The organism is Demequina sp. NBRC 110056, from assembly GCF_002090155.1.
Classification (GTDB): Bacteria; Actinomycetota; Actinomycetes; order Actinomycetales; family Demequinaceae; genus Demequina.
Genome location: NZ_BBRM01000002.1, coordinates 43,078 through 65,727, shown reverse-complemented (window position 1 = coordinate 65,727; position 22,650 = coordinate 43,078). Strand labels below are relative to the sequence as shown.

General features: G+C 71.8%; 17 protein-coding genes and 1 pseudogene. 4 read left to right on the top strand and 14 right to left on the bottom strand.

The features are described 5' to 3' along the window. Window positions 1–5: 5 nt before the first annotated feature. From cobA to B7K25_RS00270, 8 genes and pseudogenes are all read right to left on the bottom strand, one after another. Window positions 6–1,226 (bottom strand): uroporphyrinogen-III C-methyltransferase, encoded by a 1,221-nt coding sequence (cobA, locus tag B7K25_RS00305; protein WP_084103236.1) that lies wholly within the window; start codon window positions 1,224–1,226, stop codon window positions 6–8. Continuing rightward, window positions 1,223–1,612: a nitrite reductase small subunit NirD gene (gene nirD, locus B7K25_RS00300; protein WP_084103235.1), complete on the bottom strand. Its 390-nt coding sequence runs from the start codon at window positions 1,610–1,612 to the stop codon at window positions 1,223–1,225. Before nirD ends, cobA begins: the two co-directional genes overlap by 4 nt. Further along, window positions 1,609–4,182 carry a nitrite reductase large subunit NirB gene (nirB, locus tag B7K25_RS00295; protein WP_084103234.1) on the bottom strand — a complete coding sequence of 858 codons (2,574 nt, stop codon included), beginning with the start codon at window positions 4,180–4,182 and terminating at the stop codon, window positions 1,609–1,611. The genes nirD and nirB overlap by 4 nt, the downstream gene beginning before the upstream one ends. A gap of 11 nt (window positions 4,183–4,193) precedes the next feature. Continuing rightward, window positions 4,194–5,714, bottom strand: coding sequence for an FAD-dependent oxidoreductase (locus B7K25_RS00290; RefSeq protein ID WP_084103233.1), 1,521 nt, complete (start codon window positions 5,712–5,714; stop codon window positions 4,194–4,196). Further along, a complete protein-coding gene (locus tag B7K25_RS00285) occupies window positions 5,711–7,873 on the bottom strand; it encodes a molybdopterin oxidoreductase family protein (protein WP_084104466.1) in 2,163 nt (720 codons plus the stop codon). Before B7K25_RS00285 ends, B7K25_RS00290 begins: the two co-directional genes overlap by 4 nt. Window positions 7,874–7,941: 68 nt before the next feature. Next, entirely contained in the window at window positions 7,942–9,342 is a 1,401-nt protein-coding gene (locus B7K25_RS00280) for an MFS transporter (RefSeq protein WP_084103232.1), read from the bottom strand. Window positions 9,343–9,767: 425 nt separating this feature from the next. After that, window positions 9,768–9,935, bottom strand: a pseudogene (locus B7K25_RS00275) (integrase core domain-containing protein); the annotation flags it as partial. A 31-nt stretch (window positions 9,936–9,966) separates the two neighbouring features. Next, a protein-coding gene (locus tag B7K25_RS00270; RefSeq protein ID WP_371328268.1) for an IS3 family transposase occupies window positions 9,967–11,261 on the bottom strand; the annotation gives its coding sequence in 2 pieces (ribosomal slippage) (window positions 9,967–10,991 and window positions 10,991–11,261; 1,296 coding nt in all). Window positions 11,262–11,435: 174 nt separating this feature from the next. Here B7K25_RS00270 and B7K25_RS00265 point away from each other — a divergent pair. Beyond that, a complete protein-coding gene (locus B7K25_RS00265) occupies window positions 11,436–12,710 on the top strand; it encodes a trypsin-like serine protease (RefSeq protein WP_159450072.1) in 1,275 nt (424 codons plus the stop codon). 188 nt (window positions 12,711–12,898) lie between these two features. Here B7K25_RS00265 and B7K25_RS00260 read toward each other — a convergent pair whose 3' ends face one another. The 6 genes from B7K25_RS00260 to B7K25_RS00235 are packed head-to-tail and all read right to left on the bottom strand — an operon-like array spanning window position 12,899 to window position 19,343. Next, window positions 12,899–14,200: a glutamate-1-semialdehyde 2,1-aminomutase gene (locus B7K25_RS00260; protein WP_084103230.1), complete on the bottom strand. Its 1,302-nt coding sequence runs from the start codon at window positions 14,198–14,200 to the stop codon at window positions 12,899–12,901. A gap of 43 nt (window positions 14,201–14,243) precedes the next feature. Next, on the bottom strand, window positions 14,244–15,227 hold the full coding sequence (gene hemB, locus B7K25_RS00255; protein WP_084103229.1) for a porphobilinogen synthase: 984 nt from the start codon (window positions 15,225–15,227) through the stop codon (window positions 14,244–14,246). After that, window positions 15,224–16,543, bottom strand: coding sequence for a uroporphyrinogen-III synthase (locus B7K25_RS00250; RefSeq protein ID WP_084103228.1), 1,320 nt, complete (start codon window positions 16,541–16,543; stop codon window positions 15,224–15,226). Before B7K25_RS00250 ends, hemB begins: the two co-directional genes overlap by 4 nt. 1 nt (window position 16,544) lies before the next feature. Then, the gene (hemC, locus tag B7K25_RS00245; protein WP_144018776.1) at window positions 16,545–17,462 is read right to left on the bottom strand and encodes a hydroxymethylbilane synthase; all 918 of its coding nucleotides are present in this window, start codon (window positions 17,460–17,462) and stop codon (window positions 16,545–16,547) included. Window positions 17,463–17,493: 31 nt separating this feature from the next. Beyond that, window positions 17,494–18,735 carry an MFS transporter gene (locus B7K25_RS00240; protein ID WP_084103226.1) on the bottom strand — a complete coding sequence of 414 codons (1,242 nt, stop codon included), beginning with the start codon at window positions 18,733–18,735 and terminating at the stop codon, window positions 17,494–17,496. Then, window positions 18,732–19,343 (bottom strand): copper resistance protein CopC, encoded by a 612-nt coding sequence (locus tag B7K25_RS00235; RefSeq protein ID WP_084103225.1) that lies wholly within the window; start codon window positions 19,341–19,343, stop codon window positions 18,732–18,734. The genes B7K25_RS00240 and B7K25_RS00235 overlap by 4 nt, the downstream gene beginning before the upstream one ends. Window positions 19,344–19,513: 170 nt before the next feature. On the opposite strand from B7K25_RS00235, the gene B7K25_RS00230 reads away from it, so the two are divergent. From B7K25_RS00230 to B7K25_RS00220, 3 genes are read left to right on the top strand one after another with little or no spacing between them, the layout of a single operon-like run. Then, window positions 19,514–20,683 (top strand): glycosyltransferase family 1 protein, encoded by a 1,170-nt coding sequence (locus B7K25_RS00230; RefSeq protein WP_084103224.1) that lies wholly within the window; start codon window positions 19,514–19,516, stop codon window positions 20,681–20,683. Further along, entirely contained in the window at window positions 20,680–21,837 is a 1,158-nt protein-coding gene (locus B7K25_RS00225) for a glycosyltransferase (protein ID WP_084103223.1), read from the top strand. The genes B7K25_RS00230 and B7K25_RS00225 overlap by 4 nt, the downstream gene beginning before the upstream one ends. Window positions 21,838–21,846: 9 nt before the next feature. Then, window positions 21,847–22,626: an SGNH/GDSL hydrolase family protein gene (locus B7K25_RS00220; RefSeq protein WP_084103222.1), complete on the top strand. Its 780-nt coding sequence runs from the start codon at window positions 21,847–21,849 to the stop codon at window positions 22,624–22,626. Window positions 22,627–22,650 lie beyond the last annotated feature (24 nt).

The following is a 22,650-nucleotide window of genomic DNA, read 5'->3' as shown; positions in this document are numbered from 1 at the left end:
TCCTCCTATGGCTCCGGGGTCGCGGCCAGGGCACCAGCGAGGAGCCCCGGCCTCGCGACCTCACCGACGACGATAATCGCCGGAGGTTTCACCCCTGTTTCGCTACAGATACGAACGATGTCCGTCATGGCACCTCGCGTGATCCGCTCCCGTGAGGTCGTGCCGTTCTCGACGATCGCGACCGGCGTCTCAGGGTCGCATCCGCCGGCGAGCGCGGCGTCGACGATGTCGGGCAGCGCCGTCACCCCCATGAGGATCACGACGGTCGCGCCGGCCGCCATCGCCGCGACCGACGCGGCGTCGGCGCCCGCGTGCCCGGTGGTCACGAGCAGCGAGGTCGCGACGCCGCGCTGCGTCACGGGGATGCCGGCGCGTGCCGGCACGGCGAGCGCGGAGGTGATGCCGGGGACCACCTCCACGTCGATGCCGGCCTCGATGCACGCGTGGACCTCCTCGCCGCCCCGGCCGAACACGTAGGGGTCGCCGCCCTTGAGCCGGACGACGGTCTTTCCCGCGAGCGCGCGGTCCACCAGGATCCGGTTGATCTCGTGCTGCGGGACCGGGTGGTTGTCGGGCGACTTGCCGACGTTGACGACCTCGACGTCGTACGGCACGGTGACGAGCAGCTCGGTGGCGCCCAGCCGGTCGGTGACGACCACGTCGGCCTCCGACAGCGCCTGGCGGCCCCGCACCGTGATGAGCCCCGGGTCGCCGGGTCCGGAGCCCACGAGGATCACGCGTCCCGCTCCGGGACGGCGCCGGCGCAGGTCGACCTCGCCCGCGTCGAGGTGGGCGGCGATGGCGTCACGCACGGCGCGGATGCGCCCCGGGTCGGGGGCGTCCAGCGACAGCACGCCGATCGCAAGGTCCCCGTGCTTGGACATCGCCGCCTGCCGAGCGGACCCCTGCGACGCGTCCGAGGCGTCGATGCACCACACCTGACGGTCCTCCGCCCAGCCCGCGATCGCGTCGTTGAGCTCGCGATCGTCGGTGGCGGCGAGCACGAACCACGCGCCGTCGAGATCGTGCGGGGCGACGCCGCGCCGCTCGAGCACGACGTCCCCGTGCAGCGCGTGGCGCTCGAGGTCCTCGTGCATCTGCGGCGCGACGACCGTGACGAGGGCGCCCTCGGATACGAAGCGACGGACCCGACGCGCGGCGACGGCGCCGCCGCCGGCGACGAGGACGGACCTGCCGCGCAGGTCAAGTCCGAAGAGTGCGGTCAAGGGCCACCAGCCAGGTCGATGTACACCTGGCCATTGTCGACGGTCACGGGGTGGACGACCAAGTCGGGGGCGATCCCGGCCTGGGGCTCCTTGTCCATGGTCACCAGGCACGTGCCGTCGATCAGCGAGAACACCTGCTTGTAGATGGGCGACGCGATCGTCGGCACGTCTCCCCTGGTACCCGTGATCCCGCGCGAGAGCACGGACGCTCCCGAGAACGGGCACAGGTTCTGGACCGCGTGGACGGAGCCGTCGGCGAGCCGGAAGAGCGCGACCTGGGTGTCTCCGATGAGCGCGGCGACCCCCAGGTCGGGGGTGAGCCGGTCGTAGGCGCACACGAGCACGCGTGTGGCCTGATCGGTGGGCGCCGATGCGGTGGTCGTCATGACCGGACCTCCAGGGTGGACGGGGCGATGAGGACGGCACCGGACTCGCGCTCGGACGCCGTGGCCGGGCGACGCTGACCGCGCTGCTCGACGTAGGCGAGCGACGGGTCGGGCTGGTCGGGAGCGTTGACGAAGCTCGTGAACTGCGCGAGGCGCTCGGGGTCGTTGAGCACGGCCTTCCACTCGTCCTCGTACGAGTCGATGTGGCGGGCCATGTGCTCGTCGAGGTCGGCGCAGATGCCCAGCGAGTCCTCCATGATGACCTCGCGGATCGCCTCGAGGCCGCCCTCGTGCTCCTCCTGCCAGGGCGCGGTGCGCTGCAGACGGTCGGCGGTGCGGATGTAGTACATGAGGTAGCGGTCGATGACCTGGAAGACGGTCGCGCCGTCGACGTCCTCGACGAGCAGCTGCGCGTGCTTGGGGGTGAACCCGCCGTTGCCGCCCACGTAGATGTTCCAGCCCTTGTCCGTCGCGATGACGCCCACGTCCTTGCCGCGGGCCTCCGCGCACTCGCGCGCACAGCCCGAGACGCCGAGCTTGAGCTTGTGCGGGCTGCGCAGGCCCCGGTAGCGCAGCTCGAGCGCGATCGCCATGCCCACCGAGTCCTGCACGCCGTAGCGGCACCAGGTCGAGCCGACGCAGGACTTCACGGTGCGCAGGCTCTTGCCGTAGGCGTGTCCGGACTCCATCCCGGCGTCGACCAGGCGCTTCCAGATGCTCGGCAGCTGCTCGAGGCGGGCGCCGAACAGGTCGATGCGCTGGCCGCCGGTGATCTTCGTGTAGAGCCCGTAGTCCTGGGCGATCTGGCCGATGAGGATGAGGTGCTCGGGCAGGATCTCGCCGCCGGGCACGCGCGGCACGACCGAGTAGGTGCCGTCCTTCTGCATGTTCGCCATCACGCGGTCATTGGTGTCCTGCAGCGCCGCGCGGTCCTGGGCGAGCACGTGCTCGTTGTACAGGGACGCGAGGATCGACGCGATGGCGGGCTTGCACAGGTCACAGCCGCGTCCGACGCCGAACCGCTCGATGATCTCGGAGAAGGTGCGCAGCTCGGACACCTGGATCGCGCTGAAGAGCTGCGCGCGGCTCATGTCGAAGTGCTCGCACAGCGCGTTGGAGACCTCGATGCCGGCCTTCTCGAGCTCGGTGCCCATGATCTTCTTCACGAGCGGCAGGCAGGAGCCGCAGCTGGTGCCGGCCTTGGTGCAGGCCTTCACCCCGGCGATGTCCGTGCAGCCCTCATCGGTGACGGCGCAGCGGATCGCGCCGGCGGACACGTTGTTGCACGAGCACACGTTGGCCTCGTCGGGCAGCTCGACGCTCGGGCGCTCGCCCGATCCCTCGGGCAGCAGCCACGCGGCGGGGTCCTCGCCCAGGTCGGAGCCCACCATGGGCCGCAGCGACGCGTACGCGCTCGCGTCGCCCACGAGGATGCCGCCGAGCAGGGTGCGCGCGTCGTCGGTGAGCACCAGCTTCTTGTACACGCCGGCGACCGGGTCCGCGTAGACCAGCTCGAGGGCGCCGGGCGTCTGCGCGAAGGCATCGCCGAAGCTCGCGACGTCGACGCCGAGGAGCTTGAGCTTGGCCGAGGTGTCGGCTCCGGGGAAGGTCGACTGCCCGCCGAGCAGCCGGTCGACGGCGATCTCGGCCATCGTGTTGCCGGGGGCGATGAGGCCGATGCAAGCGCCCTGGATGCATGCGACCTCGCCGATCGCGGAGATCGCCGGGTCGTCGGTGAGGCACGTGTCGTCCACCACGACGCCGCCACGCTCGCCCATCGCGAGGCCCGCCTCGCGGCCCAGCTCGTCGCGGGGGCGGACACCCGTGGCGAAGATGACCACGTCGACGAGCATCTCGCCGCCGTCGGCGAAGGTGAGTCGGCCAGCACGGCCGGACTTGTCGGGCTTGATCGCCTGGGTCGCGGTGTTGCACCGCACGCTGACGCCCAGGTTCTCGATGAGACGGCTCAGGGCGTGGCCGCCGCCCTCGTCGACCTGCAGGTTCATGAGGCGGTCGGCGAACTGGATGACGGTGCTCGTCGCGCCGAGCCCCTGCAGCGCGCCCGCGGCCTCGAGCCCGAGCAGTCCGCCGCCGATCACCGCGCCGCGGACAGGCCGGCGCAGCTCCTTGGCACGGGCCTCCACGTAGAGGCGGAGCGCCGCGACGTCGTCGATGGTGCGGTAGACGAAGACACCCGGAAGGTCCGCACCCTCCATGGGAGGCGACCACGCGTACGAGCCGGTCGCCATGACCAGGTGGTCGTAGGGGAAGCGGCGTCCGGCGCCGTCCTCGACCTCGCGTGCCTCGCGGTCGATGCGGGTGACGAGCGCGTCGCGGTGCAGGGTGACGCGCGGGTCGTCCCAGAGCTCCGGCGTGCCCAGCGAGAGCTCCTCGGGGTCCTTGCCGGTGAAGTAGCTGGTGAGGGCGACGCGGTCGTACGGCGCCCGCGGCTCCTCGCCCAGCACGGTGATGTGGTGCTGGCCGTCCGCGTCGCGGTCGCGCATCGCCTCGGTGAACCGGTGCGCGACCATGCCGCCGCCCACCACCACGATCCTCTTCGTCTCGGTCATGGCCTCTCCCTTCACTTCCCCGCCAGCGCGGGAACCTTGCCCTCGGCGTCGGCGGAGGCTCCAGCCTCGGCCGCGGCACCGCAGGTACGGATGATGTCGCCGACCAGCGAGCGGCAGTCGCCGCACCCGGTGCTGGCTCGCGTCGCACGCGACACCTCATCGACGCTCGTGCAGCCGTCCGCCACGGCCGCGACGATGCGACCCTTGGGCACGGAGTTGCACTGGCACACGGTGTGGTCGTCGGCCATGTCCTCCACGGCCACCGCGGCGGGGCGGCCAGCGCCGGCGAGTGGCCGGATGATGAGGTGGGCCGGGTCGCTCGGCACGGGCAGCATGCGCGTGTACATCGCCGACAGCTCGGACGCGCACTGCTTGTCGCCCACGATGGTCGCGCCCACGAGCAGGCCGTGGCTGACGACCACCTCGACGAAGCGGCCGATGGCCGGGTCGGCCATGCGCACGGCGCGCAGCTCGCGCTCGCCGTGGTCGAACTTGCCCGACAGCCCCATCGTCACGACCTCGAGCCCGAGAGCCTTGACGCGCACCACGTTGGTGGGGTCCAGCTCGTCGTCGTCCGCCTCGCCCAGGTCCGTCGAGGCGGCGACGGGCGCATCGGCCCTCACCCACGCGTCGACCAGGCGCTTGCCCTGATCCCAACCCTGGGCCACGAGGCCCGAGCCGCCCTCGGGCGGCTGGGCGCAGTCACCGATGGCGAACACGTGCGAGTCGATCGGCGAGCCGAGGTCGGCGCCGACGAGGATGCCGCGCTCGCACGGCAGGCCCGCGCGTCGCGCGAGCGCGGCCTCAGGGATGGTGCCGGCGCACATCACCAGCAGGTCGGTGAGCACCTCGGTGCCGTCGGTGAGGGTCACGGCGCTCAGCACGCCGCGGCGGTCGAGCACGCGAGCCACCGAGGTCTCGGTGACGACCCTGACGCCCAGGCGCTCGAGGGAGCCGGCGGCGATCTGCGACGCCGCGGAGCCGAGCTGACGCTCCATGAGCCGGTCCGCGTGGTGGACGAGGGTCACGGCCAGGCCGCGGGCGGCGAGTCCGGTGGCCACCTCGAGGCCCAGCACTCCCGCGCCGAGCACCACGGCGCGGCGTGCCTTGGGCAGCGCGCCGACGATGCCTTGGGCGTCGTCGAGGTCCTTGAGGACGCTCGCGCCGGGGAGCAGTCCGCGGTCGGTGGCCACGCCCTGGATGCTGGGGATGCGCGCCTGCGAGCCCGTCGCGAAGACGAGCCGGTCGTAGGGGTGCACGCCGCCCGCCGCGTCGGTGACGGTGCGCGCCTCGCGGTCCACGTCGATCGCAGGGACGCCGGTGAGGGTGCGCACCCGATCGGAGTCCGCGGTCGCCATCGCGAGCGACTCGGGCACGGTCTTGCCCGCCACGACGCTCGACAGCAGCACGCGGTTGTACGGGAGGTGGCGCTCCTTGCCGAGCACGGTGACCCGCGCCTCGGGGTCGCGGGCGACGAGGTCGTCGACGAAGCGCGACCCCACCATGCCGTTGCCGATCACGACGACGTTCACGAGACGCTCACCCCCAGGGGAACGGTGCTGTCAGGGACGGAGGCCCGCGCGATCGTGACCGCGGTGACCTTGAACTCGGGCATGCCGCTGATGGGGTCGGTGACGTCGTTGGTCAGCCGGTTGGCGCTGCCGGCGCCTGCCCAGTGGAACGGCATGAAGACGGTGTCTGGCCTGATCGCCTCGGTGACGCGGACGGTCGCGACGGCCTCGCCACGGGGCGTGGTGAGGATCGCGTCCTCGCCCTCTGCCAGGCCGATGCGTTCGGCGAGCAGGGGGTGGACCTCGACGAACGACTCGGGCTGGGCCGCATTGAGCTCGTCCACGCGCCGGGTCTGCGCGCCCGACTGGTAGTGCTGCAGCACCCTGCCGGTGACGAGATACGTGCGAGCGCCGGGGCGGACGTCGTCCGCCGGGGCGTGGTGATCGACGGCGATCATCCGCGCGCGTCCGTCGGGGGTGTTGAAGCGCTCGAGGAAGACACGAGGCGTCCCCGGGTGCGGCGTGCCGTCGGTGGCGGGGCACGGCCACTGGAGCTCCTCGCCGGCGTCGAGCCGCGCGTAGGTGATGCCCGAGTAGTCGGCCACACCGCCGGCCGACGCGCGCGCCATCTCGTCGAACACCGTCGCCGGGTCCTCCGGGAAGCCGCGGTCGACGCCGAGACGGCGGGCGAGCTCGCCGAGGATCCACAGCTCGGACCGGGCCTCGCCGGGCGCGTCCGTCGCCTTGCGGCGGCGGATGACGCGGCCCTCGAGGTTGGTCATCGTGCCCTCCTCCTCCGCCCATTGGGTGATGGGGAGGATGACGTCGGCGAGCAGCGCCGTCTCCGACGGCACGAGGTCGCTCACCACCAGCAGGTCGAGCCGGCGCAGGGACTCGACGACCGCATCGGCGTTGGGGGCGGAGACCACCACGTTGGAGCCGTGCACGAACAGCGCGCGCGGGCCGCCGTCGCGGCCGAGCGAGTCGAGAAGCCTCACGGCGGGGACGCCCGGTCCGGGCAGGGTCTCGGGGTCGACGCCCCAGACGCCGGCCACGTGCGCGCGGGCCGCTGGGTCGGTGATCATCCGGTAGCCCGGCAGCTGGTCCGACTTCTGGCCGTGCTCGCGGCCGCCCTGGCCGTTGCCCTGACCCGTGACGGGCCCGAACCCCGAGCCCTCGCGGCCGATGAGGCCCAGGCATAGGGCGAGATTGATCGCGGCCGTCACGCACGCGGTGCCCTGGCTCATCTGCTCCATGCCGCGCCCGGTGAGCACGTACGCGCCGCGGCCGCCGTGGACAGGCGAGGCCTGCGCCAGCAGCCTCGCGGTGCTCCGCAGCTGCTCGGCCGGGATCCCGCACACCGCCTCGGCGCGCTCGGGCCACCATCCCGCGACGGAGCGGCGCACATCGTCGAGCCCGGAGGTGCGCTTCTCGAGGTACTGGAGGTCCGCCAGGCCCTCGGCGAGCACGATGTGCGTGAGGGCGAGGAGCACCACCATGTCCGTTCCGGGCACGGGAGCGAGGTGCTCGCCCTGGTCGCCGCTCGCGAGCTTCGCGGTCACCGTCTCGCGGGGATCCACCACCACGAGCCCGCCGCGCTCGCGCGCCCCGGCGAGGTGCTGGACGAACGGCGGCATGGTCACCCCCATGTTCGAGCCCAGGATGAGCACCGCATCGGCGCCGCCCAGGTCCGCGAGGGGGAAGCCCAGGCCGCGGTCCATGCCGAACGCGCGGTTCGAGGCCGCGGCGGCCGACGACATGCAGAAGCGGCCGTTGTAGTCGATGAACGGCGTGCGCAGCACGACTCGCGCGAACTTGCCGAGGGCGTAGGCCTTCTCGTTGGTCAGTCCCCCGCCACCGAAGATCGCGATCGCCTCGCGACCCGACTCGGCTTGGAGCTGCTCGACGCGGCCCGCGATGAGGTCCAGCGCCTCGTCCCAGCCGGCCTTGCGGAAGCCGCCGTCGGCGGTGCGGATCATCGGGCTGGTGATGCGGTCGCGGGCGCGCAGCACCTCCGCCGAGGTCCAGCCCTTCTGGCACAGCCCTCCCCTGTTGGTGGGGAAGTCGCGCCCGGCGACCTCGAGCGGCAGGCGCTCGCGGGGCGTGGGGGTCAGTGTCTGCGCGCACTGCAGGGCGCAGTACGGGCAGTGCGTCGCCACGCCGGCGGGCCGCTCGGTCATCGCGGGCGCAGCTGCGCCGCCCGGGTGCTGTGACCCGGGCGACGCGGCGCCGTGCTGTGCGGGCACGATCAGACGTTCGCCATCCGGGCGCCCTTGCGCAGGTAGAACACCCACGTCAGGACGGCCATCACGAGGAACACGCCGATGTAGATCTGGAGGGCCGGCACGATCGATCCGTCGAAGGTCTCGCGGGACCACATGTAGACGAACGGGATCGCGAAGCCGCCGAAGGCGCCCACCGAGGAGATGATGCCCACGGCTCCCGCCGCCTGACGCTTGAAGTCGAGGAACGAGGCGTCGGAGCCGTCGCCCTTGTCCTCGCGCAGGCGGTTGAAGATCGACGGGATCATCCGGTAGGTCGACCCGTTGCCGATGCCGGTGAGGGCGAAGAGCGCCATGAAGCTGACGAAGAACAGCGCGAGGTTCTCGCTCTGCACACCCGTGACCGCCGCCCAGCCCGCCGCGGCCATCGACACGAAGGCGATCACGGTGATGATCGAGCCGCCGAACCTGTCGGCGAGCTTGCCGCCGTAGGGCCGTGAGATCGAACCGACTAGCGCGCCCAGGAAGCCCCAGGTCAAGGCGATGTCGGGGCGCTCGAAGACCACGGTGAGCAGCGTCGGGAACGCGGCCGAGTACCCGATGAACGAGCCGAACGTGCCGATGTAGAGGAACGCCATGAGCCACGTGTGGCCGTGTCGGAGCGACCGCGCGGTGGGCTTGGGGTCGGCCTTCGCCTCGCGCAGGTTGTCCATGAACAGGAACGCGAGGACGGCCGCGGCCAGCGCGAGCGGCACGTAGACGAGGCCCGCCATCGCGAGGCCGACGCCGCCGATGCCGATGACGATCGGCACGAGCTTCTGGGCGACCGCGACGCCGATGTTGCCGCCGGCGGCGTTGAGGCCGAGCGCCCAGCCCTTCGCCTTGTCCGGGTAGAAGAACGAGATGTTCGACATCGAGGAGGCGAAGTTGCCGCCGCCGAAGCCGGCGGTCGCGGCGATGAGGACGAGCACCGCGAAAGGGGTGTCCGGTCGGCCGACGACCCACGCGAGGCCGAGCGTCGGCACGAGCAGCAGCAGCGCGGAGATGACCGTCCAGTTGCGGCCGCCGAAGATCGGCACAGCGAAGGTGTAGGGGATGCGCAGGAAGGCGCCGACGCCCGAGGCGACGGCCAGCAGCGTGAGCCCCTGGCTCGCGGTGAGCGCCCAGCCGTTCGCGCCGGCCGCGACCAGGGCGCCCGAGTCGTCGAACGTGCCGTACATGCGGACCACGACGATGGACCACAGCAGCCAGACGGAGAAGCCGATGTGCTCGGCGACGATGGAGAAGACGAGGTTGCGGAAGGCGATCGACTTGCCCTTGGACTCCCAGAACAGCTCGTTCTCCGGGGTCCAGCGCTCGATCCATCGGCCCTTGCCGATGACACCGGGCTCGACGTCGGTGACGCCTGCTTTGTCCTGCACGGTCATGAGACCCCTCCCCAGGGTTCACTCAGTGGTTGATTCATCGCGTGGATGAAGTCCGGGCCGCCGTCGGCCTCGAGCGCCCCGCACAGCGCTCCATCGGACACCACTCACGCTAGGGAGGGGATGTTTCGCCCAGCCCGTCGCCCTGTGAAGGGTGCGCGAACTCTTTCTCACGCGGCAGGCTGGCGCAGAGTGAGAAGTCCTGCAGGGACCGTCGAGAGGGCGTGAGATCGGCGTGATCCGTGCGGGGCGCGCTGTGGGCGGCGCGGACTCTCACGGGCCGCGGCGCCCCTCCGTGATGTTTCGCGCGCCTCAGCCGCGGCCGCTGGATGCCGTGCGCGTGCGACCCCGCGACCATCAACACGGCGATCGAGTCGAACCAGTTCTTTGTCGAGCCCGAGCTCTGGGGACATGGGCCGCCGCCGTCGTTAGGTCCGGCCTGTGCGTGAGTCGTCGGTTTCCATTTCGTGAGTGCAGTGGCGAGCATAGTCGGCCGGGGCACGGTAGCCCAGGGCCGAGTGGCGTCGCACCGTGTTGTACTCGGTCTTCCAGTCGCTGATGACGACACGGGCGTGCAACAGCGAGTAGAAGCTGTTGTGGTGCGCCCCGGGTTTCGTAGAGGCCCGGTTAATTGGTTCCGGCCCCGACGGGGACGGGTGCTTCAGGGTAGTGGTCGGATCTGACGGTCGCCCAATGGAAGGCCTCGAGTTCGGCGGGCGCGACCATGCCGATCTCGCCGTGGAGGCGTCGGTGGTTGAACCAGTCGACGTACTCTGCGGTGGCGATCTCGACGTCGGTGACGGACTTCCAGCCGCCCTTGGGACGCATCACGGGATTGCGGATGCATTCGGCCTTGAATAGCGAGTTGAGCGCCTCGGCCATCGCATGGTCGAAGCTATCGCCCCTGCTACCGACCGATGCGACGGCTTCCGCCTCGGCCAATCTCTCGCTGTAGCGGATAGCTCGAAATTGGACTCCACGGTCGCTGTGATGGACCAGCCCGGAGACGTCCTGACCTGCGCGTTGGCGGGCCCACAGGCCCATGTCGAGGGCGTCGAGCGCCAGATCCGTGCGCAGACTGGTCGACACCTGCCAGCCCACGATCATCCTCGAGAAGACGTCCAGGACGAACGCGACATACGTCCAGCCGGCATGGGTGCGCACGTACGTCAGGTCCGCCACCCACAGCTGGTTCGGGCCGTCGGCCGTGAACTGGCGGTTGTCGAGGTCCAGCGGCCGGTCGGTCTCCGCACCGTCACCGAAGGTCGTCTTGCGAGTCTTCTCGCGACGGATGCCTTGCAAGCCGATCTGTCTCATCAGACGCTCGACCGTGCACCGCGCGACGGGCACGCCTTCCCGGTTGAGCTCCGCATAGATCTTGCGCGCCCCGTAGACGCCGAGGTTCGCCCGGTGGGCCGTCCTGATGTCCTCGACCAGCTCGGCGTCACGGACCGCGCGCGCGGACGGGGGACGGTTCTTCGCTGCGTAGTAGCCGCTCGGGGCGATCTGCACGCCAGCATCGCTGAGTGCTTTGCAGATCGGCTCGACCCCGACCTCACGCCCATCGACCACGTCATGGCGATGGGCGTCGAGGTAGGCGGCTACCTGATGGTGGGGCGGTCGAGCTCCGCTGCGAAAAAAACCGCTGACGTGCGCAGAATGTGGTTCGTTCGCCGCAGCTCGCGGACCTCCTGCTCGAGCTGCGCGATCCGGTCCGCGTCGGCCGTCGTGGTGCCCGGGCGGACGCCACCGTCGATCTCGGCCTGGCGGACCCAGCCGCGCAGAGTCTCGCGATGCATGCCCAGCCGGTCGGCCACGCGCGCGATCGCGCCCGTCTTGGTTGCGGGGTCCTGCCTCAGCTCGACAGCCATCCGAGTCGCCCGCTCACGCAACTCGTCGGGGTACTTCCTGGGTGCTGACATGACTCTCATCCTCCATGAGTTGAGAGCCTCCACGAAACCCGGGGCGATTCAAAGACTTCATGAACGTCGTGTGAACACGGGGACGCGACTGATGTGCGCGGCCTAGCGTGTCGATCAAGCACATGAGGGGAGTCCACCGTGGGATCATCGCTACCGACTAGATCAGGGATGCTCTTGGGCATCGCGCTGGCGGCGCTCTTCGGCACAGGGTTGGCGCCGGCAGGCGAGGGCGAATACCGCCTGCCGGACCTGGACGAACTCGACCTGCCACGTGGGGACATCACCTTCGACCCTGCGAGCATGTACACGGCGATCGAGTCGAACCTGTTCTTTGTGGAGCCCGAGCTCTGGGGCGGGGCCTACGTGGAGGGGCGTACGCTCTACGTCAACGCCGTCGGCATCTCTACGCAGGAGGCAACGCGCCGCATCAACGACCTCGGGTTCACCACGGGGTTCGAAGTGCTCGAGACGTCCACGTCACTCGCGGACTTCGATCGCGCGACTACCGCCATCGCCGAGGACATGGCGACATCCGGCACCGTGGGTAGCGTCGGGCCAGACTACTCTCAGGAACGCCTCGTGGTGGGCCTCGATGGAGCCGAGAGCACCGGCGCGATCGACGACGCCATCGATCGGTTCAGTGGGGCGACCATTGGTCTGGGCGAGTCCGGGATCGATGTCGCCTACTACGACGGCGGGCGGCCAGAGACGACCGCGAGCCGCTACTACGACACGTCGCCATACAAAGGCGGAGCAGCCGTCGAGTTCACGCGACCAGGTCACGCCTCACCTGCCCAGCCGTGCACCACGGCGTTCAGTTGGAGCAAGGGATCGAGTCAGTATCTCGTCACAGCCGCTCACTGCACCATGTCCACTTCGGGCGATTCATACGCGAACGCGAGGCGCATTGCGAGCAACCAGAGCGTTCACTACCACGGTGCCGTCACGTGGCGCAGTGGCGGCGCTCTGGGCACCTACAGTGGACTCCACGGCGACGTTGCGGTGGTCAAGGTGAACTCTGGCTCGACGAGCGCGCGAGTGTATGTTGGCACGTACAACACGGATTTGTCTCGAATCGTACGGGCTCCATCGTCGATCCCCCAAGGCATGCACCTATCGACCCTCCGTACGTCTGGAGCAGGTCCACGCATCGGCAACGGTGATGGCGAGATAGACCCCGATTGGATCTCCCTTGTCAACCAGACGGTCACGTATACATCTGGCCGAACCTACAAGAGCCTCACCTTCGCCGAACACAACGCTCAGTGCGTCAGACAAGGTGATTCTGGCGGTGCCTTCTATACACAGCGAAGCGACGGGGCGGCCAACGCCATCGGCGTGACCTCCGGGACCAATAACGGGGGTAGCGGAGCAACCAACTGCCGGAACTACTACACGCCGATCTCCTATGTTGCGCAGGACTTCGGCGGCGCGCTGAGAACTGGTTAGGGAGTTTCGATCAATGAAGCGGTGGATGTGGTGGGCGATCGGACTCGTGCTCGCGCTTGCAGCGGGCTACGTGATCTGGCACTTGTCCTACGTCGCGACACGTCACCCGGTCGAAGTGACGACGTGACGCTCGTCGGCTACGCATGTCCCGACGCTCCCGGGCCTGGCAGCCGCGGGCTCTGCCTTCCTCAGGCCTCGGTCGCGGCCCACACGGCGACCGCGTCGAGCACGCGCGCGAGGTCCTCCTCACGGTGGGCCTGGGACACGAACCAGGCCTCGAAGGCGCTCGGCGGCAGGTAGACCCCCGCCCCGTGCAGCGCGTGGAACAGCCGTGCGTAGGCCGCCGTGTCCTGACCCGACGCGTCCTCGAACGAGACGGGCGCATCGGCGAGGCCCAGGAAGAATGAGAAGAGGGTGCCCGCGCGGCCCACCGCGTGCCCGAGGCCCGCCTCGGCGAGGATCGAGCTCACGCCGCCAGCCAGGGCATCGGCGCTCTCGCTCACCCGCGCGTACACGTCCTCGGTGAGCAGGCGCATCGTCGCGAGCCCCGCCGCGGTCGCGACCGGGTTGCCCGACAGCGTGCCCGCCTGGTAGACCGCACCGAGCGGCGCGAGCTGGCTCATGACCTCCACGCGTCCGCCGAGAGCGGCGACGGGCATGCCGCCGCCGATGACCTTGCCGAACGTCACGAGGTCCGGCTGCCAGGGCTCGACGCCCGCCGCGAGGTCCTCGTCGCGCTCGACGCCCCAGTACCCGGACGGGCCCGCGCGGAAGCCGGTGAGCACCTCGTCGAGGATCATGACGGCGCCCTCGGCGGTGCACAGGTGCGAGATGAGGCGGTTGAAGCCCCGCGGCGGGGCGATCACGCCCATGTTGCACGGCGCCGCCTCGGTGATGACCGCGGCGATCGACTGGCCGTGCTCGGCGAAGGCGTCCGTGAGCGCCTCCTCGTCGCCATACGGCAGCACGATGGTGTCGACGGCGGTGCCCTTGGTCACGCCGGCGCTGTCCGGGACACCGGAGGTCGCCAGCCCCGAGCCGGCAGCCACCAGCAGCGAGTCCGAGTGGCCGTGATAGCAGCCGGCGAACTTGACGATGACGTCGCGGCCGGTCGCGCCGCGCGCGAGGCGGATGGCCGTCATGGTCGCCTCGGTGCCGGTGGACACCAGGCGCACGCGCTCGGCGGGCGCGTAGCGGGCGCGGATCTCCTCCGCGAGCTCGACCTCGCGGGTGGTGGTCGCGCCGAAGGACAGGCCGTCGGCGGCCGCCTCCTGGACGGCCTGCACGACCGTCGGGTGGGCGTGGCCCAAGATGGCAGGGCCCCACGAGCCGACCAGGTCCACATACTCCGTGCCGTCGGCGTCGGTGACGCGCGATCCCTTGGCCTTGGCCAGCGGGACGGGGTCGCCCCCGACGCCGTTCCACGCACGCACGGGAGAGTTCACGCCGCCGGGCAGGATCGCCGATGCGCGTTCGGTGAAGGTGGTCACGGATGCCTCCTGACGGGGCGCCGCGGCGCCCGAGTTATCTGGGTCAGTCCTCGCGCAGCCAGCGGGCGAGGTCGAGCGCGGCGTAGGTCAGCACGATGGACGCGCCCGCACGGACGATGCTGGTGGCGGCCTCGAGGTGGGCGGCCTTACGGTCGATCCAGCCGTTCGCGGCGGCCGCCTCGATCTGGGTGTACTCCCCCGACACGTGGTAGGCGGCGACGGGCACGGTCGCCTCGCTCGCCACGTCCGCGAGCACGTCGAGGTACGGCAGCGCGGGCTTGACCATGAGGATGTCCGCGCCCTCCGCCTCGTCGAGCGCCGCCTCGAGGGAGCCCTCGACCCGGTTCGCGGGGTCCATCTGGTAGGTCCGGCGGTCGCCCTCAAGCTCGGACTCGACCGCATCGCGGAACGGACCGTAGGCGGCCGACGCGTACTTCGCGGCATAGGCGAGGATGCTCGTGTCCTGGTGACCAGCGTCGTCGAGCGCCGCGCGCACCGCGGCCACCTGGCCGTCCATCATCCCTGACAGCCCGAGCACGGTCGCGCCGGCGTCGGCCTGCGCGACGGCCATCCGCCCGTAGATCTCGAGCGTCGCGTCGTTGTCGACCGAGCCGTCCGCTGCCAGCACGCCGCAGTGGCCGTGGTCGGTGAACTCGTCCAGGCACAGGTCAGCCATCACGACGAGGCGGCCGTCGGCCGCCTCGTCAGCGACCTCGATCGCGCGGTTGAGGATTCCGTCCGCCTCGCACGCGGCGGAGCCCGTCGCGTCTCGCTCGGCGGGGATCGCGAAGAGCATGACGCCGCCGATGCCGGCCGCGGCCGCCTCGTCGATGGCCGCGGCGAGGCCGCCGAGCGGGAGCTGGGAGACGCCCGGCATCGACGCGATCTCGCGGGGCTCGGTCAGCGACTCGTGGACGAACAGCGGCAGCACCAGCTGCGCAGGGTGGACCCGCGTCTCGCGCACGAGGCGGCGCATCGCCGGGCTCGTGCGCAGGCGTCGCGGGCGGCGGTGCGGCGTGAACGTCACCGCTTGTCCCCCGTGTTCTCCGCCGCGCCGGCCACGATGTCGTCGAAGCTGGTGTTCCCGTCAACTGTCGCGGGTGAGGCGGCGCTGGGCGTGCCGGCGATGATGTCGTCGAACGACTGCGCGGGCTCGCGCGGGGCGTCCACCGACTCGTCGGCGTCCGTGTCGGACTCGTCGGCGTCCGTGTCCGAATCGGTGGCATCGGTGTCCGCCTCGTCCACGGCGCCATCGGAGCCCTCGCTGGCGTCGTCCTCGGCGTCGTCGGCCACCTCGGGTGCGTCGGTGCCTGAGTCCTCGTCTGCGGGCTCAGGCTCAGGCTCCGCGTCGTACTCGGCCGCGTCGGTGACTTCCGCGTGCTGTCGCGCCTCGCCGTCCGTCTCCGCCGCCTCGTCGACCGGGTACTCGGCGAGGAAGGACGGGTCCTCGGCCACCGCATCGGCGCCCACAGCGGACTCTGCGGCGGCGTCCAGGTCGCCGTCGGCCGCGACCCCGGCGTCCTCAACGGCTGCGTCCTCGACCGCCGCGTCGTCGCCGTCGTACTCCTCGAGCCGATCGGGGTTCAGCGCCTCGAGCAGCCCCGCGACGATGCCGTCGTACGACGGCGCGGTGGCGACGGAGGCGAGCTCGATGCCCGCGGCGCGCGCCGTGGCGGCCGTCATGTCGCCGATCGCGACCACAAGCGTCTCGGGCGGGAGCTGAGCGCCGGAGTCGGCCAGGCGCTGCGCCACGGAGCCCGAGGTGAGCAGCACCGCGTCGAAGCGGCCTGATTCGAGCTCATCACGCAGCTGCTTGCCCACGCCCGAGCCGTCGACCGTGCGGTATGCCTCGACGGTGGTCACCGTCCAGCCCTTGCGCTCGAGGCCGCGGGCGAGCACGGGGGCCGCGAGGTTGCCCAGGGGCGCGAGCACCTTGCCGGGGCCCTCGGGGAACTCCTCGACGATGCCCCGGGCGTTCTGCCGAGCCGCCGGCACGAGGGTGGCCTCCAAGCCCAGGTCGGCGCACACGGCGCGGGTCGCCTCGCCGACGGTCGCCACCTGGGCCGCGGGCTGCGGCGCCGCGAGGCTCATCGAGTGGCGGCGGGCGATCGCGTCCATGGCGGACAGCGCGTTGCGGCTGGTGACGGCGAGCCAGTCGTAGTCGCCCGCGCACCACGCGAGGGTGGCCTCCTCGAGCGCATCGGGCTCGGAGGTCGGCTCGATCGCGATGAACTCGACCTCCTCGACGATCGCGCCGGCCTCGGCCAGGCGCTCCGCGAGGTGGCGGCGCTGGGCGGTCACGGGCACCAGCACGTGGCGTCCCTCGAGCGCTGACAGATCCATGTCAGGTCCTTCCCATCAGGCGGCCCGCGCCGCGACTCATGAGGGTCCAGCCCGTCGAGCGGCCCAGGGAGGCGGGCTCGGAGGCGGGACCGGTGGCGTGCTCGTTGAGCGCGAGCTGGCCGCTGGTGTCGATCACCCGCGCCCGCAGCGTCAGCATGCCGGCGTCGACGGTGGCGTAGGCGGCGACCGGAGCAGCACAGCCGGCGTCGAGCACGCCCAGCAGCGCGCGCTCGGCGGTCACGGCCGCGCGCGTGTCCGCGTGGTCGAGCGCGCGCACGTGGTCGGCCCAGGCGGGGTCTGCGCCTGGGACGATCTCGATCGCGAGCGCACCCTGACCGGGTGCGGGAAGCATGTCCGTCGGGTCGAGCAGCTCGGTCGCCTCATCGAGACGCCCGAGGCGCTGCAGACCTGCCGCCGCGAGGACCACGCCGTCGAGCTCCGCACCCACCTTGCCCAGACGCGTGTCGACGTTGCCTCGCAACGGCTCGACGACGACGTCGCGTCGCAGCGCGAGCAGCTGGGCTGCACGGCGGGGCGATCCCGTGCCGATGCGCGCGCCCTCGGGCAGCTCGCGCAGCGGCGCACCGCCCGTGCACAGGGCGTCGCGGACGTCGACGCGCTCCGTGATCGCAGCGACCTCGAGCTCGGGGTGCGCCTGCGTGGGCATGTCCTTGAGCGAGTGCACCGCGAGGTCGCACTCGCCGCGCAGCAGCGACTCTCGCAGCGCGGCGACGAAGACGCCCACCTCGCTGAGCCCCACCAGGGAGCCGCGGGAGATGTCGCCGTGGGTGGTGATCTCGACGAGCTCGACCTCGAGGTCCACGCCGCGTTCGCGCGCGACGGCGGTGATCTGGTCGGCGACCATGCCGGACTGGGTGCGCGCGAGCGTCGAGCCGCGGGTGCCGAGCCGGATTCTCATGGGCTCCATCGTTTCACAGTCGCGATCGCCGTCAGGTCGCCGGCCGGCGCCATCCGCCGCGCCCGCGGTAGCCGGGCCCGAGCACGACGATCACCATCGCGACGGCCGCGAGCCCGAGGGCGACCCAGGCGGGCGCCTGGTAGCCCAGTCCGGCGCCGATCACGATGGCACCTAGCCCCGTTCCGACGGCGGTGGCGGCGTTGAGCGCGGCGTGCGCGAGCGCCGAGCCGAGCGACGGGGAACCGTGCATGACGTCCATGAGGTGGACCTGAGAGGACTGCGAGAAGACCTGCATCGAGGCCGCGAGCAGCACGAGCGAACCGATGGTCAGCGCCGGCACGTCCCCGACCAGGCCGATCCCAGCGAGCGCGAGGGCCGCTCCCGCGAGCCCGAGACGGCCGGCGCCTACGTGGGACCGATCGGTGAGCCGTCCGCCCAGGTAGGCGCCGGCGGTCATCGCCGCGCCCCAGATGGCGAGGACCCAGGTCACCTGACCCGCCTCGAGGCCGTTGCTGACCTCGAGCAGCGGCACGATGTACGAGAACACCGCGCCGAGCCCCGAGAAGCCCACGGTGGTGGCGATGATGGCGGTCCACAGCCGCGCTCCTCGCAGGGCGCGCAGCTCCGCGCGCGGGGAGGCGTGCGGGTTGCCCGGGACGTCGGGCGTGAACGCCCACACGCCGACGGCGGCGATGAGCGCCACGGCGGCGACCACGCCGTAGGCGGCGCGCCAGCCGGCCGCGTTGGACATCCACTGCATGAAGGGCACGCCCACGACGAGCGAGGACGTCAGCCCCAGCATGATGATCGCGACGGCGCGTCCTCGCCGCTCCGCGCCCATGACGGTCATCGCGACGAACGACGCGGTGCCCAGCAGCGCACCGTGCGGGAGCCCCGCGAGGAAGCGGATCGCCATGAGCGCCTCGACCGTTGGCGCGAGGACCGTGGCGACGGTGGTCACGAGGAAGGTGCCTGACATCCACAGCAGCAGGGGCCGCCGGCCCATGCGGCCCAGCCCGACCATGAGCAGCGGCGCTCCGACGACGACGCCAAGCGAGTAGGCGACCATGGTCCAGCCGAGCGCGTCGACGGTGGTGCCGAGGTCGGCGACCTGGTCCTGCACCACCCCCGCGGCGCCGTTCTGGGTCAGGCCGACGCCGAACCCGACCGCCGCGAACGCAGCGAGCACGTGCCATGCGTGGGGATCGCGCGCGGAGCGGGGCAGGCGCCATCGCGGCGTGCCCGCCGGGATGAGGGACGGGAGGTCGGTCATCCGCGCCGACGTACCGCGGCGATCACCGCGGCCGCTGCCGCTCCGAGCGCCGCGACCCCGATGACCGGCCACACCCACCCGGGCGTGGCGGGCTCGGGCTCGGCGGTCGCGGGCGCGTCGAGCAGCACGGCGCTCGGGCTCGCACTGGGGGTGACGACGGCCGATGCGCTCGGCTCAGGCACCGCGGTGTCGCTCGGCTCGGTCGTGGGCTCGGCGGGCGCCACGGGCTCGGGCGCGTAGGTGAAGGTCACGGTGCCCTCGATCGGGTGGCCGTCCTCGGCGACGATGCGCCAGACGAGCGTGGTCTCGCCGGCGGCCACGGCGGCGTCGACGGGGGCCGTCACCACGGTGTCCTCTGGGAACTCCGGGACGAGCGCGTGGCTCGCGCCGTCCGCATCCTCGATCGCGAGCTCGGCGCCGATGTCGAGCAGCGCACCCGAGAACTCGAGTCGCACCTCGGTGAGCTCGTCGACCGTCGAACCCTGCTCGGGCGTCGAGGCGCGCAGCTCGGTGTGCGCGGACGCCTGAGGTGCGGGCAGCACGACCGAGACGGACAGGGCGAGCAGGACGAGGCCGACGCGAATCGACCGGGTGAGGGCGGCAGGCATGCCTCCATTGTCTCAGCGCGAGCGAGTGGCCCGGTCCCACACCTCCGCCTCCGCGAAGGTGGGCGCGCCGTCATGGCGGAGAAGGTGTTACTCGCGTGACACGCAAGGTTCACAGGACCTTTGCACGCGCCGCCGCTGGCGCCGCGGCCCGCCACGGCCACAATGGAGCCGTGAAGGTCGCCCTGATCGCGGAGTCGTTCCTGCCGCACGCCAACGGCGTGACGCACTCGCTCCTGCGCGTCATCGAGCACCTCTCCGAGCGCGGGGACGAGGCGCTCGTCATCGCACCCGAGGCGAAGGGCTCCACCGGCCCGGTGCGCTACGGCGTCGCCCAGGTGAAGCGCCTACCGGCGATGGGGTGGCCCGGCTACGACGACGTCCGCGTGTCCCTGTCCGGCAGCGCGCGCATCGGCCGCATCCTCGACGACTACTCCCCCGACGTGGTCCACCTCGCCTCGCCCTTCATGCTCGGCTGGTCCGGGATCCGAGCGGCAGACGAGCTGTCGATCCCTACGGTCGCGGTCTACCAGACCGAGGTGCCGAGCTACGCCGACCGCTACCGCGTGGGCTGGGGCGAGCCGATCCTGTGGGACCGCGTCCTCAACATCCACCGCCGCGCGGGGCTCACGCTCGCCCCGTCGACCTACGCCATGCGCCAGCTCGACTCCCTCGGGGTGCCGCGCCTGCGGCTGTGGCCGCGCGGCGTCGACACCGCACGCTTCGACCCCGCGAAGCGCGACGCCGAGCTGCGCCGCGCGTGGGCGCCGGCGGGCGAGGTGATCGTGGGCTACGCGGGCAGGCTTGCCGCGGAGAAGCGCGTCGAGGATCTCACGCGTTTGAGCGAGATCGACGGCATCCGCGTGGTCGTCATCGGGGACGGCCCGGCGCGCTCGCGCCTCGAGGCGCTGATGCCCGACGCGACGTTCACGGGGTTCCTGGGCGGCGACGACCTGCCGCGAGCCCTCGCGAGCCTCGACGTATTCCTGCACTGCGGGGAGCTCGAGACGTTCTGCCAGGGCATCCAGGAGGCCCACGCCGCAGGCGTGCCGGTGGTCGCGCCGCGGCGGGGCGGCCCGATCGACCTGGTGGACCCGGATCACACGGGGTACCTCTACGAGCCGGGCCGACTCGACCAGATGGTCGCCTCCGTCCGCACCCTCGTCGAGGAGCCCGAGCGACGCGAGCGATTCGCCGCGCAAGCGCGGGCGAGCGTCGCCGGGCGCACCTGGTCGAGCGTGTGCGAGGCCCTGATGGGCCACTACGCCGAGGCGATCGGCGCGGATCAGCGCCAGCCCGAACGACCCTGGGACGTCCTCGACCACGAGGCGATGCGGCCATGAGGATCGCGCACGTCGCCAACTTCTACGGCCCCACCTCTGGAGGGCTGCGCACCGCGATGCACGAGCTCGGCCGAGGGTACGAGGCGAGGGGCCACGAGTTCCTCATGGTCGTGCCCGGAGCCCATGACGCCGACGAGCAGACGCCGCACGGCCGGCGTGTGCAGATCGCGAGCCCCGTGCTGCCGCTGTCGGGCGGGTACCGCGTGATCTCCCGCGTCGCCGAGGTGCGCGAGGTCCTCGCCGGCTTCGACCCCGACGTGCTCGAGGTCTCCGACCGGACCACGCTGCGCGGCCTCGGGGCATGGGCACGCGAGCGCGGCGTGCCGAGCGCCTTCTTCGCCCACGAGCGCGCCGACGGCGTGATCGCCGCCAACGTGCCGTCGTGGGCCGCTCGCGTGTTGCCGGTCGAGGCCCTGGCGGACGCCCACAACCGCGGCACCCGCCGCCGCTTCACCACCCTCGTCGCCACCACGCCCTATGCGGCGCACGAGTTCGAGCGCATCGGCGCCCCGAGCGTCACGGTGCCGCTCGGGGTCGACCTCGACACCTTTCGGCCCGGCCGGCGCGACGCTCCGACACGCCGCGCGCACGCCGCCGACGACGAGGCGCTGCTGGTGATGGCGTCCCGGCTGTCACCCGAGAAGCGACCGGACCTGGCGATCGACGCGGTCAGAGCGCTCCTCGCCCGGGGACGCCGCGTGCGGCTCGTGAGCGCTGGCACGGGTTCGCTCGAGGCACGCATGCGCGAGCGCGCAGCCGACCTTCCCGTGTCGTTCCTCGGGTTCGTCGATGGCCGCGAGGCGTTCGCACGCCTCCTCGCGAGCGCCGATGCGGTGGTCGCGCCGGGACCGATCGAGACCTTCGGCCTCGCCGCGCTCGAGGCGCTCGCCTCGGGCACGCCGGTGGTCGTCAACGCCGCGTCGGCGCTTCCGAGCGTGGTCGGCGAAGCTGGGGTCGCCGCGGCCGGGTCGGCGACGGACTTCGCCGACGCTCTGGAGGCGGTGCTCGACGACGATCCGTCCACCTCCCGGGCGCGGGCACGGCGCCGTGCGGAGACGATGCCGTGGTCCGCGACCGTCGACGCGATGCTTCAGGTCCACGCGAGCGCCCTCGCCGGCGCGTCGAGTCCGAGCCAGGCGACCTCGGCGAGCTGAGGTCGGCCGATGCACCGGGGTCCCTCCGTGGTGGCGATCGGCGACTCGCTCACGCTCGGCGTCGGGGATGGCACGCAGCATCCGCGCGGCGACGTGGGGTGGGCGGCGCACACCGCTCACGCACTCGGCGCCTCGGCCTTCGTCAACCTGGCCGCGAACGGGACGCGAGCCCGCGACCTCGCAGCGACGCAGGTCGAGCGTGCGAACGCCGCGGACCCTGGCATCATCCTCGCGAGCGCGGGCGGCAACGACGTGCTGCGCGGGGACTTCGACCCAGACGAGGTCGAACGCGAGCTGACCGCCGTGCTGCGCGCCGTGAGCCGAGCGGACCGGCGAGTGGTCGTGCTCGGCATCGACCGCATCGGCCTGTTCGACGCCCTTCCCCGAGCGGTCACCGCCGTCATGGCGCGGCGCGTCAGCGCCGCGAATGCCGCGATCGTGACGTCGGCCGCGGCCGCGGGCGCGACGCTCGTCGACGGCGGAGCCGTGTTCCGGGCCGCCGGCGCTCGCGCGTGGCACATCGACCGGATCCACCCGTCCCCGCTCGGCCACCGCCGCCTGGCCGAGGCCGCGGTGGCGAGCCTCGCGCCCGAGTGGCCGCAGGTGACGCCGATCGCCGCCGCTCCCGCTCCCCCGCGGCTGCACGCGCGCGCCTGGTGGCTGATGCGCAACGGCGCGCCCTGGGCGGTGCGACGTAGCCGCGATCTGATCCCGCAGGTGGCTCAGGTGGTCACCCACGAGCTCCTCGAGGACCGCCGGGCGCGCATGTCAGGGGCGGCACGCGCCTGACGCGGAAAGGCGGGGCCGCGCCGA